This window comes from Paenibacillus sp. GM2FR (assembly GCF_002803325.1).
Classification (GTDB): Bacteria; Bacillota; Bacilli; order Paenibacillales; family Paenibacillaceae; genus Paenibacillus_AQ; species Paenibacillus_AQ lautus.
Window position 1 is genome coordinate 410,000 of the sequence record NZ_MKZM01000009.1, and the last position, 13,803, is coordinate 423,802.

Here is a 13,803-nt window from a genome sequence, read left to right on the forward strand (position 1 = left end):
TGGAGAGGTTTGTTTGCATGCCGTAATTAGAATCGCTCCGACACCGCCTTTGCCTGCGTAAACAGGAGCAGGTAATCGCGCCCGCCGGCTTTGGAATCGGTCCCGGACATATTGAAGCCGCCGAACGGGTGGGTGCCCACCAAGGCGCCGGTGCATTTCCGGTTCAAATACAGGTTGCCGACGTGGAAATCGCGGCGCGCCTGCTCCAGGTGCTCGCGGTTGTTCGAGATCACCGCGCCAGTCAGCCCGTAGTCAGTATTGTTGGCGAATTGGATCGCTTCGTCGAAGGAGGCGGCCTTCGTGAAGGCCACCACCGGGCCGAAGATCTCCTCTTGGGAAATACGGGCGGTGCTGGCCACGTCCGCGAAGATTGTCGGCTGTATGAAATACCCCTCCGGATCGCCAGGCAAACCGCCGAGTACCAGCGTGCCTTCACCTTTCCCGATTTCGATATAGTCCAGAATTTTACGATAGGCCTTATCGTCGATGACGGGCCCTACCTGAATCTCGGCGTGAGTCGGACAACCGATCACCAGCTTCTTGGAGCGTTCGATGACCTTCTGCAGTACGGCATCATAGACGTCCTTATGCACGATGGCTCTGGAGCAGGCGGAGCATTTCTGGCCGGAGAAGCCGAATGCCGAAGCGGTGATCGCATCCGCCGCGAGATCCAGATCCGCCTCACTGTCTACGATAATGGCGTCTTTTCCGCCCATTTCGGCGATGACGCGCTTGATCCATCGCTGCCCCGGCTGCGTTTTGGCCGCGCGTTCCTGAATCCGCAGTCCGACGTCGCGGGATCCCGTAAAGCTGATGAACCTGGTCAGCGGATGATCCACCAGATAATCGCCCACTTCCTGGCCCGGTCCCGGCAGGAAGTTGACGACGCCCGGAGGCAGGCTGACTTCTTCCAGCAGCTCCACGAATTTGGCGGCGATGACCGGCGTGGTGCTCGCTGGCTTCAGCACAACGGTGTTACCCGAGACGATGGCTGCTGTGGTCATGCCTGCCATAATCGCGAGCGGAAAATTCCACGGCGGAATGACGATGCCGACGCCAAGCGGGATGTAATAGAGATGATTCTCTTCCTCCTCGTGAACCGTCAACGGCTGGGGCGCGCTTAGACGCTGCATTTCGCGTGCATAGAATTCCATGAAATCGATCGCTTCGGCCGTATCCGCGTCCGCCTCGGCACGCGTTTTGCCGGCTTCCAGCGTCATCAGCGCGGAGAACTCGAGCTTGCGCCGCCGCATGATCGCAGCTGCCTTATACAGATATCGTGCCCGTTCGCTCGGCTCGGTGTGCTTCCACGTCTCAAAGGTACGCGCTGCCGTCTGAATAGCTTGTTCGGCAAGCTCGGTATCGGCTTGGGATACAATGCCGATGACCTGACGTTTCCGAGACGGATTGACCGATTGTGCGGTACGCTCCGTATAGATTTTGGTACCGCCGATAACCAAGGGATACGATTGGCCAAGCTCGGCTTCGACTCCGGATAACGCCGCATCGTATAACTTGTTGTTCCACTCGTTGTTGAAATCCATAAATGGTTCGTTCCGAAAAGGTACGCGCATGGGAGGCCCCTCCTTAACATGATATGAATCGAAGCTTAAGGTCTATGGTCCAGCTGCTGAATGCATCATGGTGGGGTGTTTAGGATCTTCTGGTGAGAAGCTCTATGTTAGATATGTATGTCTTCCTGCATGCCGTCATGATTTTTGCATATGAGTTAAGATAGAGTGCATTTTGGTTTACCTTTTGCAAAGGGGGCGCACGCATGGACGGAACCGAGCTTTACCGTAAAGTGATCCTGACGGTGTCCGGTAATAAATTCGTGAAGTGGTTGTCGATCAAGTACGGTCGGAAATTGGCGGGCAGATTCATAGCCGGCGATACCTTGGATGAGGCGCTGGATGAAATTGAGAGGCTGAACGAGAAGGGCATTCTCGTCACGCTCGATCATTTGGGGGAGGGTATCACGACGCTGGATGAAGCGGCCGGGTACCGGGAGGAGTATTTGAAGCTTGTGGAAGGGATTGCCAAGCGGGGAGTGAAATCGAACGTATCGCTGAAACCGACACAGATGGGGATGGCACTGGACCCCGAGATGGCTTACGAGAACATCAAGCTGGTGGCGAAAAAGGCGAAAGAGCACCGGAACTTCGTTCGTCTGGATATGGAGGATTCCCCGTACACCCAGGCCACGATTGACATGACACTGCGGCTCCATCAAGAGGGGCTGACCAATGTGGGGACTGTGATGCAGGCCTACTTGTTCCGTACGGAGGAGGACGTCAAGAATTTAATGCATGCCGGTGTTAATCTGCGGTTGGTGAAGGGGGCGTACAAAGAGCCTGGAACCATTGCCTTTCAGCAGAAGCGGGAGGTTATTGACAACTATAAGAAATTGATCAAAATGCATTTTGATCAGGGCGCCTACGTCGCGATTGCTTCGCACGATGACCACATCATCGACTGGGTGAAGGTGTTTGCCGAGCAGAGCCGCATAGACAAACAGGAATTTGAGTTTCAGATGCTGTACGGGCTGCGGATGAACGATCAGGCTGCGCTTGCGCAGGACGGCTACCGCATCCGGTGTTATATGCCTTACGGAACGATGTGGTACCCGTATTTCACCCGGCGGCTGGCAGAGAAGCCGGCTAACCTGATGATGGTGCTCAAAAATATGTTCAAGTGAGCGGGGGAAAACAACCAATTGCAATGGAAGCGAGGACGGTAGCTCTTTCTAGCTGTCGTCCTAGAAATAATACGCCTCCGAGCAGTTCATTAGGTAGGAACGCTCCAGCGGAAGGCTACCTAACCGCTTACGGGTGATGTGCTGTTGCAGATTGGCCTCCAGATCGGCGAGGGCCGATACGGCGAGTTGCATCCGTACAGATCCCCATTGCTGCTGCTTCTGGGCATAGCGAACGGCCTCCGTCACGGGCATGCCTCTCAGCCTTGTAAAGACGGATGCCCAGCGGACCAGATCCGCGAACTCTCCCGTGCTTGGCAGTGCATATTCGGCATACCCGGCCGCGTTTTCGCAGCTGATTTTAAACAAACCGCAGTTGCAGCCTTGATCGCTCGAGGGGATAAAGCGTTCAGCCGAGCTCTGGTCGAAACGGAACATCTCCATGTTGCGGATGGGCTCTTCACATATTACAGGCGATGCGGTTTCGATGACGGGTGCCAGTGCGGCCTCGATGAGTTTCGTCATGATCTACGCTCCTTTATAGGAATGTTATATGCACGGCAAAAAGGCCTGGTGAGCAGAGATACCCCGCTCTCCAGGCCTATTTATCGTTAGAGGCCCTACTCCAGTGGCCGCTTCCGCTTAAGGCTCGGGTGGTGTTCTCTCTCAAAACGCGCCTACGAGGTTAGCTGACGGATTCGGGCTTGAGAGCACCCTACCGCAGCGCCTGACCATCAGGCCTGCGGATTCACCCCGTTCACCAACAGAAGCCCCATTGGCGATTTTGGTTCCCCCGTCTCCCGATCTGTCGGGAGCTCAGCGTAAATGAATGTTTCGAATAGATGGATGAATCATACGCCGGAGGAATCTAAAAGTAAATGGCCATATGGGACGGATACATTCCGAAAATCGATAAAAACCGCAAAAGAAAACGTGTACATTGGGTCGTGTCATCTATTATCATGGCAAAATCTCGGTATCTCGATAGATTACGATAAATATAAGAAAACAAGAGAAATACATAGTATAGAGCAGTATTCTGGAGATAATGGACCGGAATTGGTCCGTTCCTGTTCGACATAACGCCACATGTGTTTTTGCTCACATTTACTTCCTGCAGGGCCAGACGTATGATACGAACTATGAATTGACGGACATCAGAGACAGGCAAATGGGCAGCCGATCCATGAAGGCCTACAGACAGTGTGAGAGCTCAGTTGGGCTCTTTTATGGATCGAATCTCGGGAGAAGGCACCATAGGCCTTCACTGAAATTGCAGGATGATGCGACTCTCACCGCTCGAACCTGATGCTGTGTTGTTTTGCTGGACCTGGATGTTTAGTCAATGGCTAATAGAATAACATGCTACTCGTTTTCAATTTTCGCTGAGTCCTTGAATGGAAAAGGAACGGGGGAACCAGTCGGGAGATGAATCTATCTCTCAGGGGTGAATCCCATGGACAAGATAACGGTCTATGGGTAGGGCGACTCTCACGCCCGAATCCGTCAGCTAACCTCGTAAGCGTATCGAGAGAGGCAACGATTGTCGTGGACTTGGGCCATGGTGTATTTCACCGTGTCCTATTAAGGAGCCTGCGGGAAGAGTTCTTCTCTTTCCACGGGCTTCTTTGTTGTTGCCTTCTCTTTCTGACCTTAGGAGGAGAAAAGAAGATGGAGAAACCGCAGGAATTCATCCTGGTATCCGCGCCGAACAAGGCCGGGGAGGAATTCGTCCGCCAGTTGATTCAAAAACATGTTTCGTTTGCGGCCATAGCCAACAACCGGGCTGAGCAGGAGAGGTTGCTGGATCTGGGCTGCAAACACATTATTCTGATTGATACAAGAGACGAGCAAACCTGGATCATTCCCGAGTTTTCCGTCAGCAAGGTGTTTCTGTTCGAAAGCAGCTTGAATTTGTGCTGTCGCTATTTACGGATTTGCCGGACTTGGACCGCAGAGTCGATTTATGTGATCACCCATTCCAGCAATCCGCGATTGATATACAAAGGGTTGGGTGCTGATGTGGTGCTTCATACGAACCATCGTCACGTGGCCTTTCTCATAGCGTCTATTGGCAGTTAAGCGTTTGGCTGATTTCACAACGAGTTTCGGGAGGTTGTATTCATGCAGGATTTAGTTATGTTGCTTATTTTGGGAGGAACCTACGGACTGCTCATGCTGTTTATGTCCTGGTGCGGGCGTGTGGTTTCGGAACCGGAGGCTGATCAGCCGTGATGATCATGTTGATATTCACGATTTTTATTTTTCTCTATTTGATTTATGCGCTGATTCACCCTGAAAAATTCTAGGGAAACGGCTGAAGGAGGAAGGCATTCGTCATGGGCATTTTACAAATTGCCATCGTTATACTCGTTCTGGTGCTGCTGGTCAAGCCGCTGGGAACTTATCTATACCAGGTGTTTCGCAATGAAAGCAATGGAACGGACAGATGGTTCTTCTGGGTGGAGAAACCGATTTTTGCTCTGATCGGCTTGAAAGAACGCAAAGGGATGACATGGAAAGGGTATGCCGTCAGCTTTGTGTTAACGAATATCGTGCTGGTTGCGGCGGGGTACTTGATTCTGCGGCTGCAAAAGGTGCTGCCGCTGAATCCGAACGGTATCGGTCATATGGAACCGACCTTGTCGTTCAACACGATCATCAGCTTTATGACCAATACGAATCTTCAGCATTACAGCGGGGAGTCGGGATTGTCTTATATGGCCCAGATGGCCGTCATTACGATGATGATGTTTACATCCGCCGCGACCGGGCTGTGCGTGGCGATTGCTTTTATCCGGGCGGTAACCAGCAAGGGCACGACCGTCGGCAACTTCTTTGAGGACTTCGTTAAGGCCCATACCCGGGTATTCATCCCGGCCGCGTTCATCATTGCGATGGTGCTGGTGGCGCTGCAGGTACCGCAGACGTTGAAGCCTACGCTCAGCGTCACGACGCTGGAAGGAAGCGAGCAGCAAATTGCGGTAGGACCGGTGGCTGCACTCGAATCGATCAAGCATCTGGGCACCAATGGGGGCGGGTTTATGGGAGCCAACTCGGCGCATCCATTCGAGAACCCGTCCCCGCTGACCAATGTGATCGAAATTCTGTGCATGTGGAGTCTTGGGGCGGCGCTCCCGTATACGTTCGGTTTGTTCGCCAAGAGCCGCAAACAGGGCTGGATTATTTTTTCGGTAATGATGACCTTATTTATCGGATTCCTGTCGCTGAACTATGCCGCCGAAACCAACGGCAATCCGGCGTTGAACCGCCTGGGCATCGACGTTTCGCAGGGCAGCATGGAGGGCAAAGAGGTCCGGTTCGGGATCGCCCAATCCTCCCTGTTTACGACGGTGACAACCGCGGCCACGACCGGGTCGGTTAACAACATGCATGATACGCTCACGCCGCTCGGCGGGATTACGCCGCTGTCCCTGATGATGCTGAATTCCGTTTTTGGCGGAAAAGGTGTCGGCCTGATGAACATGCTCATGTACGCGATCCTGGCGGTGTTCCTGGCTGGTCTTATGGTTGGCCGAACCCCCGAGTTTCTCGGCAGAAAAATCGAGGCCCGGGAGATGAAGCTGATTGCGATTGTCATTCTGGTACATCCATTGATCATCCTGGCTCCGACCGCACTTGCACTCATGACGGACGCGGGGCAGGCGGGCATTGCCCATGCGGGCTTTCACGGTATCTCACAGGTGCTTTACGAATACACGTCATCCGCGGCCAATAACGGTTCCGGATTTGAGGGTCTGTCGGATAACACGCCGTTCTGGAACGTTACAACCGGACTGGTCATGCTATTCGGGCGTTACATTTCGATGATTGCCCTGTTGGCAGTGGGCGGCTCGCTGATGCGGAAGCAATGGGTTCCCGAGACGCTCGGGACGTTCCGGACCGATAATAAGCTGTTTGCCGGCATTCTCATCGCGGTGGTTCTGATTATCGGTGCATTGACCTTCCTGCCAGTACTTGTGCTCGGTCCGATTGCTGAGCATCTGACGATCCGTTAATAGAAAAGGTGGCCTATTTCCATGAATAATACGAGAAAAAAAGCGATGTCCAAAGAGATGGTCCGTCAGGCGCTGAGGGACAGCTTCACGAAGCTGAATCCCGTCCTGATGATGAGAAATCCGGTCATGTTTGTCGTGGAAGCCGGGACTCTGGTTGTTCTGTTGATGACGATATTTCCGTCCTATTTCGGTACCGAGGGCAGTATCGGATTTAACCTGACCGTATTCGTCATCCTGTTATTTACGCTGCTGTTCGCTAACTTCGCAGAGGCGCTTGCCGAAGGACGCGGCAAGGCGCAGGCCGATTCCCTTAAGCAGTCGAAGCAGGAAATGACGGCCCATAAAGTGATGGAGAACGGAGGGGTACAATCCGTGCCGTCCACGGATCTTCGCAAAGGAGATATCGTGATCGTCACACAGGGCGAGATGATTCCCGGGGACGGGGAAGTCATTGCGGGCCTTGCGTCCGTTGACGAATCGGCGATTACGGGCGAGTCCGCCCCCGTCATTAAAGAAGCCGGCGGCGATTTCAGCTCGGTCACCGGGGGGACGCGGGTTGTCAGCGATACGATCCGCGTCCGGATTACGAGCGATCCCGGGGAATCGTTTATCGACCGGATGATCTCGCTTGTTGAAGGAGCCTCCCGCCAGAAGACGCCGAATGAAATTGCGCTGAACACGCTGTTGATTGTCTTAACGCTGATCTTCCTGATCGTTGTTGTTACGCTCGCTCCGATCGCGAAGTATCTTGGCATCGAGCTGTCCGTTCCGGTGCTGATCTCGCTGCTGGTATGTCTCATCCCGACCACGATCGGGGGCTTGCTGTCGGCGATCGGGATTGCCGGCATGGACCGGGTGACGCAGTTCAATGTGCTGGCGATGTCGGGCAAGGCGGTGGAGGCCGCCGGTGACATCAATACGATGATCCTGGATAAGACGGGTACCATTACGTTCGGGAACCGGATGGCCAGCCAGTTGATTCCTGTCGGCGGCGCAACGCAAGCATCGCTTTCACAATGGGCAGGCGTGAGCTCGCTGCTGGATGAAACGCCGGAAGGACGTTCCGTGCTGGAGCTGCTGAAGAAGGAAGGCCTCGAAATAGATGAAAGCATGACGGACGGGGCGGAATTCATCGAATTTAAGGCGGAAACCCGGATGAGCGGCATGGACCTAAAGGATGGCCGGAAGGTCCGCAAGGGTGCGGTGGATGCCGTTAAGGCGTGGGTGCAGTCGCAAGGAGGCCCCCTCCCTTCGGATTTGACGCCAAACAGTGACGCCATTGCGACAGAGGGCGGAACCCCGCTCGCTGTCGCCGTGGATAACCGCATCTATGGTCTGATCTACCTGAAGGATACCGTCAAACCGGGCATGAAGGAACGGTTTGACCAGCTGCGCCGGATGGGCATCAAGACGATTATGTGCACGGGCGACAATCCGCTCACCGCGGCGACAATTGCCCGTGAAGCGGGCGTTGATGATTTCATCGCGGAGAGCAAGCCCGAGGATAAGATTGCCGTCATCCGCCGAGAACAAGCCGAAGGCAAGCTGGTAGCGATGACCGGTGACGGTACGAACGACGCCCCTGCGCTGGCGCAGGCCGATGTGGGGCTGGCGATGAACAGCGGTACCACCGCAGCCAAGGAAGCGGCCAATATGGTGGATCTGGATTCGGATCCATCGAAGATAATCGAGGTGGTTGCCATCGGCAAGCAGCTGTTGATGACGCGGGGAGCGCTGACCACGTTCAGCGTCGCCAACGATGTCGCCAAATATTTTGCCATCATTCCGGCGATGTTCGCGGCCGCCATTCCAAGCATGAATGTTCTGAACGTCATGGGACTGGGTTCTCCCATGTCGGCGATTCTTTCGGCGCTGATCTATAATGCCATCATCATTCCGCTGCTGATTCCGCTTGCGATGAAGGGCGTGGCTTATAAGCCGATGAGCTCGTCGAAGCTGCTGCAGCGCAATGTGCTGGTCTACGGATTAGGCGGCGTGATTGTGCCGTTCATCGGGATTAAGCTGATCGATATGATCGTCCATCTTTGGATTTAGATATGATAATCATACCGGGGAGATAGATATAACTTGAAGTTGTTTTACGCGGAAAATATGAAGGAAAGGATCGAGGAACCAATGAATAATCCATTGCAAAAAACATCACCGGCGCCTCATGCCAAGGTGGGTGCTGCCCGTATTCCCTTAGGCATTGCCCTAAGAATGAGTCTTGTATTTATCGTGTTATGCGGAGTTCTCTATCCGCTGGTTACGACGGGGGCGGCGCAGCTGCTCATGCCGAAGCAAGCCGGCGGCAGCTTGATCACGGATGGGGACGGAAACGTGGTTGGCTCGGAATTGATCGGTCAGAATTTTACAGAACCTCAATATTTTCACGGCAGGGTGTCCAGCGTTGAATACAACGGAGCCGGCTCCGGCAGCAATAACTATGCACCTTCCAACCCGGACCTGATGGAACGAACGAAGGCCTCAATTGAAGCGTGGAAGGAGAACAACCCGGACGTTCCGGTGAGCGAGTTGCCGATGGATCTGGTAACCGATTCCGGCTCCGGATTGGATCCTCACATCTCCCCGCAGGCCGCGGATATTCAGGTTCCGCGGATCAGCAAGCTGACCGGAATTGCGGAGGCAGAGCTTGATCAGCTGGTAAAGGATCATACGAAGGGACGGGATTTGGGCGTGTTCGGTGAACCGCGCGTGAATGTGTTGAAGCTGAATCTGGCTCTCCAAGAGCTTCTTAACTGATCATGGATCCCTTTCGGAGGAAATCGCCGGAGGAAATCTTGCAGTCGATTTCAAAGCTACATCAGGGACGGCTCAAGGTATATATCGGGGCTGTGAGCGGATCAGGAAAAACCTATCATATGCTTCGCGAAGGACAGACCCTCAGGCTGCAAGGTATCGATATCGTCATATCCGCCGTATCCACGATGCAGCGTCCCGAAACGGTGGAGCAGGTCCGGCATTTGGAGCGGGTGCCCAGCATTCATTGGGTGGAGGACGGCGTAGAGAAGAAGGATCTTGATCTGGACCTGCTGGTGCAGCGCAACCCGGAGGTGGTGCTTGTCGATGGGCTTGCCCATCGAAACCGGAAGGGAGCGAGGCATGCCACGCGGCTGGATGACATCCGATTCCTGTTAAGCCGGGGAATCAGCGTCATCACGACGGTCAATGTGTATGAGCTGGAGGACGTGCAGGGCATTGCCGCCAAGTTGACGGGCATTAAAGCCAGCCATACGGTACCGGCCGATACGCTGGAGAGCGTCGATGAGGTGGTGCTCATTGACGTAACACCTGAAACGATGCTGGACCGGGCACAAGACGGCCTGCTTGGAGCGGGCAGCATATGGAAGCAGGGCAATCTGGCCGTGCTCCGGGAGTTGACGCTCCGCCTCGTTGCCGAAGGCGTGAGCCACTCGCTGGAGCGGTACCGCAAGGAACAGGGACTCGCCGGCCCATCGGGAGCCCATGAGCGTATACTGGTATCTACCCAATATCATTGGAACGGGTCCATCTATATGCGGCGCGGGCAGCAGATCGCAAAGCGACTAAACGGCGAGCTGTTGGCCGTCACATTTGTAAATCCGAGGTTAGAGCTTACCAAAGAACAGGCCGCCTTCAAGCGATCTTTACTAAAGCTGTCGCAGCGGATCGGCGCCAAGCTCGTAGAGCTGCCTCTTCATTCGCGGAGGAAGCTGGCTGACGTGCTGGTTCAATATGCGCTGGAGCATCATGTTACCCGCATAGTTCTTGGCCATTCGAAGCAGACGCGCTGGCAGGAGCTGTGGCAGGGTTCGATCATTCAGGATCTGCTGAAGAAAACGCGCGGGATGGATATTTTTATAGTTGCGGATCGGGCGGAACATGACGGGGAGCGGATCATCCCTGCACGGCTCCATCCACAGCGGCTCCCTTCGGGATCATTTCATCGCTTGAATGAACAGGAGCTGGATCAGAAGATTGAGCGGGTTAAGCGGGGACGGTTCAAGGTTTATATCGGCGCCGCCCCGGGCGTAGGGAAGACCTATGCGATGCTGCGGGAAGGCAACGATCTGCTGAAGAAGGGCCTTATGGTTCTCATCGGTCTGCTGGAGACGCATGGCCGGAAGGATACACGGGCACAGGTAGCTGATCTGGAGGTTCTTCCGCGAAAAGTGATGGACTACCAGGGAACGCGACTTGAGGAGATGGATACCGATGAGATCATTCGTCGCAGACCGGACGTGGTCCTCGTGGATGAGCTGGCGCATACGAACGTGCCTGGAAGCAAGTACAAGAAACGGTATGAAGATGTGCTTGACATTCTGTCGGCCGGCATTTCCGTCATTACGACCGTGAACGTGCAGCATCTGGAAAGCTTGAATGATGCTGTCGAGCAGATTACAGGCGTCCGCGTCCGCGAGACGATACCGGATCATATTCTGCAATCGGCCGATGAGGTCCAGCTCGTCGACGTGACGCCGGAGTCTCTGCAGCAGCGGATGAAGGACGGGAACATTTATGCGAAGGAGAAGGTGCATCAGGCACTCAGCCATTTTTTCAAGACGGGAAACCTGATTGCCCTAAGAGAGCTTGCCTTAAGGGAAATTGCCGATGATGTGGACGAGAGACTGGAATCCTGGCAGCGCAGCGGCTCGCTTCGGGGGCCGTGGCGGCGCGAGGAGGTTATCTATGTCATGGTTGGCAGGGGCCCGCAAGCGGAGCGGCTCATTCGACGCGGCTTCCGGATCGCTCATCGGCTGAAGGCGAACTGGTATGTGGCGTTTCCTCTGGAGCGTCATCACAGTCTGTCCCATGACGACGAGCAGCGCCTGACGGCGATTCAGACATTAACGGAGCGACTTGGGGGAACCTTCACGATGCTGCCGGTAAAAAGGGGGCCAGCATGCGCCTTTTCTTCTCAATGGGTCGCAGCAGCAGATGAGGCCAAGGCCACCCAGTTGATTATCAGCCAGCCGCAGATGGCCGGATGGAAGCTGTGCGCCCGGCTGAAATGGATCAGGAGCCTGTTAAGAAACGCAAGGCATATGGACGTGCTCGTGGTTGCGGATTACGATCCGCATGTTTGACGGCTGAACTGCCGGGAGCTGAATGCTTTGAAAGGACCGGTGAGTCAGGAAACGATGGAAATGCTGAAAGTCCAGGAAGTGCAGAAAACGCGGATAACGCCACATCCCCGAAAACAAGAAGACCGAGAACGCAGCACACTCGGAAGCGCACGAACGCAAGCAATACGCGCAGGTTAGGCAATACAAGCTCAAGCGACACGGATAACACCAAAAAGCCCGCGGACCTGTAATTACAGATCCGCGGGCTTTTTCCATGCTGCCTACACTGGCAAATGGCCGATTCGCAGGCTTGTCCTATTCCCCCGACAGCGTGCGGTCGCCGGTCAAATATTTCTCGGTCAAGATGGAGAGCAGGCGAATGCCAACTTCATTCTCTCCGCCTTCGGGAATGATCAGGTCGGCGTATTTCTTGGAGGGCTCGATGAACGCCTCATGCATCGGCTTGACGGTTGTCAGGTACTGATTATGGATCGACTGGATGGTCCGGCCGCGGTCCTCAATATCGCGTACGACCCGGCGAAGCAAGCGTACATCAGGATCGGTATCCACAAACACTTTAATGTGAAGAAGCTTGCGCAAATTCTCATCGGACAGCACATGAAGGCCTTCGATGATAACAATGTTGTTCGGCTTCAGCTCGATGGTCTGATCCGTGAAACGGGCATGAGCGGTAAAATCATACACCGGTGCGAATGCGGGTTGTCCGCTTTTTAAAGTGCCGAGATGTTCGACGAGCAGCTCGTTGTCAAAAGCGAACGGATGATCATAGTTAATCGCTTCGCGTTCCTCGAAACTGAGTTCCTTATGATCCTTGTAATAGTTATCCTGAGAAATAAACGTGACTTTATCTGAACCAAGTCGGTCAATGACAGAGCGGGCAACCGTCGTTTTGCCCGATCCGGTGCCGCCGGCGATACCAATTATGAGCATGGCGAATCCATAACCCTCCCTAGAGTTTGCAATTTTATTATTGTAGCACAGCATGCGCTTATTTTCACTATGGGGACATAGAGCAAAAGATGGGATTTCCGTATGTTCTTTATTCTTACCACGGAATAGCGAACCGAATCTGTATGTCTTATCATAGAGGATAGACTACCAATTGAATTTTTCGGAGGGATGATTATGCATTATACGGCAATTTACCCATGCAAGCCCGCCCTATACATCCAGCAGGGAGAGCGGCATCAGGGGAACGTCGATTGGGATCGTTATGAAGCGGTGGCTCTAAGTGATACCGTGACCGGGCTTGCTGCGAAGGAAGCGACCGAGGTTCGCGCCTGCTGGAGCTCCGAATACTTCTATGTACGGTTTGTTTGCCAGGATTCTCATATCGTATCGGAGTATCAGCATCGGGATGATCCGCTGTATGAACAGGATGTCGTGGAACTGTTTATAGACGAAACAGGAACGGGAACGGAATATATCGAGCTTGAGGTTAGTCCGAACAATGTTATATTCGACGCCCTGATCCGTAATGATGGCGGGAAGTCGATCACAAACAGCGATATTCATTGGGATCTTACCGGTCTTCAAACCTCGGTAGAACATGACGGTAAGGGAAATTTGATATATGAAATTCGCATTCCGGCTGCGAACTTCAAGAACGCTCCGCAAGCAGGACGAAGCTGGGACGTGAATTTTTACCGCATTGATGAGGACACCGAAGGAAACCGGGAGTATCAGGCATGGAGCCCGACCGGTGAGGTGAATTACCACATCCCTTCGCGTTTTGGGAAGCTGGAGTTTGTCGATGTCATTTAACATATCATTGTAAATCAGAATGCCGCATCCGTGGATTTTCATATCTGCTGTGCGGCATTCTTGTGCTATTCCTCCGGCAGGAGAGCGGGCTACCCCTATCCCACAATGCCTATCCCTGGTATCGAATGAGCCGATTCCGGGCATGAAATAGCTGCGCTTCAGCGGCCGTAAATACCCGGGGTGTTTTCATAAAAGAACCAAAACGAACATCTCAAGAGGGATTTTGTCCCTTTTTTTG

At 53.9% G+C, this 13,803-nt stretch carries 11 protein-coding genes and 2 riboswitches; of the genes, 8 read left to right on the plus strand and 3 right to left on the minus strand.

Going from position 1 to position 13,803, the window contains the following annotated elements; all coding sequences use genetic code 11:
• Nucleotides 1-26 precede the first annotated feature (26 nt).
• On the minus strand, nt 27-1,574 hold the full coding sequence (gene pruA / locus PAEVO_RS22890) for an L-glutamate gamma-semialdehyde dehydrogenase (protein WP_100539834.1): 1,548 nt from the start codon (nt 1,572-1,574) through the stop codon (nt 27-29).
• 203 nt (nt 1,575-1,777) lie between these two features.
• Here pruA and PAEVO_RS22895 point away from each other — a divergent pair, with 203 nt between their 5' ends.
• On the plus strand, nt 1,778-2,698 hold the full coding sequence (locus PAEVO_RS22895; protein WP_100539835.1) for a proline dehydrogenase family protein: 921 nt from the start codon (nt 1,778-1,780) through the stop codon (nt 2,696-2,698).
• A gap of 60 nt (nt 2,699-2,758) precedes the next feature.
• Here PAEVO_RS22895 and PAEVO_RS22900 read toward each other — a convergent pair whose 3' ends face one another.
• Nucleotides 2,759-3,220 carry a hypothetical protein gene (locus PAEVO_RS22900; protein ID WP_100539836.1) on the minus strand — a complete coding sequence of 154 codons (462 nt, stop codon included), beginning with the start codon at nt 3,218-3,220 and terminating at the stop codon, nt 2,759-2,761.
• Nucleotides 3,221-3,353: 133 nt separating this feature from the next.
• A riboswitch (cyclic di-AMP (ydaO/yuaA leader) is annotated at nt 3,354-3,527 on the minus strand.
• 541 nt (nt 3,528-4,068) lie between these two features.
• Nucleotides 4,069-4,236, plus strand: a riboswitch (cyclic di-AMP (ydaO/yuaA leader).
• 130 nt (nt 4,237-4,366) lie between these two features.
• Between PAEVO_RS22900 and PAEVO_RS22905 the strand changes: the two genes are divergently transcribed.
• The 6 genes from PAEVO_RS22905 to PAEVO_RS22930 all read left to right on the plus strand — a co-directional run bounded on the left by PAEVO_RS22905 (nt 4,367) and on the right by PAEVO_RS22930 (nt 11,801).
• On the plus strand, nt 4,367-4,777 hold the full coding sequence (locus tag PAEVO_RS22905; RefSeq protein WP_100539837.1) for a hypothetical protein: 411 nt from the start codon (nt 4,367-4,369) through the stop codon (nt 4,775-4,777).
• A 158-nt stretch (nt 4,778-4,935) separates the two neighbouring features.
• The gene (locus PAEVO_RS34930; RefSeq protein ID WP_353057785.1) at nt 4,936-5,004 is read left to right on the plus strand and encodes a potassium-transporting ATPase subunit F; all 69 of its coding nucleotides are present in this window, start codon (nt 4,936-4,938) and stop codon (nt 5,002-5,004) included.
• A gap of 30 nt (nt 5,005-5,034) precedes the next feature.
• The gene (gene kdpA / locus PAEVO_RS22915) at nt 5,035-6,714 is read left to right on the plus strand and encodes a potassium-transporting ATPase subunit KdpA (protein WP_100539838.1); all 1,680 of its coding nucleotides are present in this window, start codon (nt 5,035-5,037) and stop codon (nt 6,712-6,714) included.
• A 21-nt stretch (nt 6,715-6,735) separates the two neighbouring features.
• Nucleotides 6,736-8,769, plus strand: a complete 2,034-nt coding sequence (gene kdpB / locus PAEVO_RS22920) for a potassium-transporting ATPase subunit KdpB (RefSeq protein ID WP_100539839.1) — start codon at nt 6,736-6,738, stop codon at nt 8,767-8,769.
• Between the two features lie 81 nt (nt 8,770-8,850).
• On the plus strand, nt 8,851-9,477 hold the full coding sequence (gene kdpC / locus PAEVO_RS22925) for a potassium-transporting ATPase subunit KdpC (protein WP_100540243.1): 627 nt from the start codon (nt 8,851-8,853) through the stop codon (nt 9,475-9,477).
• 2 nt (nt 9,478-9,479) lie between these two features.
• Nucleotides 9,480-11,801, plus strand: a complete 2,322-nt coding sequence (locus PAEVO_RS22930; protein WP_100539840.1) for a histidine kinase — start codon at nt 9,480-9,482, stop codon at nt 11,799-11,801.
• A gap of 294 nt (nt 11,802-12,095) precedes the next feature.
• On the opposite strand, the gene udk is transcribed toward PAEVO_RS22930, so the two are convergent.
• Nucleotides 12,096-12,731, minus strand: a complete 636-nt coding sequence (udk, locus tag PAEVO_RS22935) for a uridine kinase (protein WP_100539841.1) — start codon at nt 12,729-12,731, stop codon at nt 12,096-12,098.
• A 195-nt stretch (nt 12,732-12,926) separates the two neighbouring features.
• Between udk and PAEVO_RS22940 the strand changes: the two genes are divergently transcribed.
• Entirely contained in the window at nt 12,927-13,565 is a 639-nt protein-coding gene (locus PAEVO_RS22940) for a carbohydrate-binding family 9-like protein (protein WP_100539842.1), read from the plus strand.
• Nucleotides 13,566-13,803: the final 238 nt, after the last annotated feature.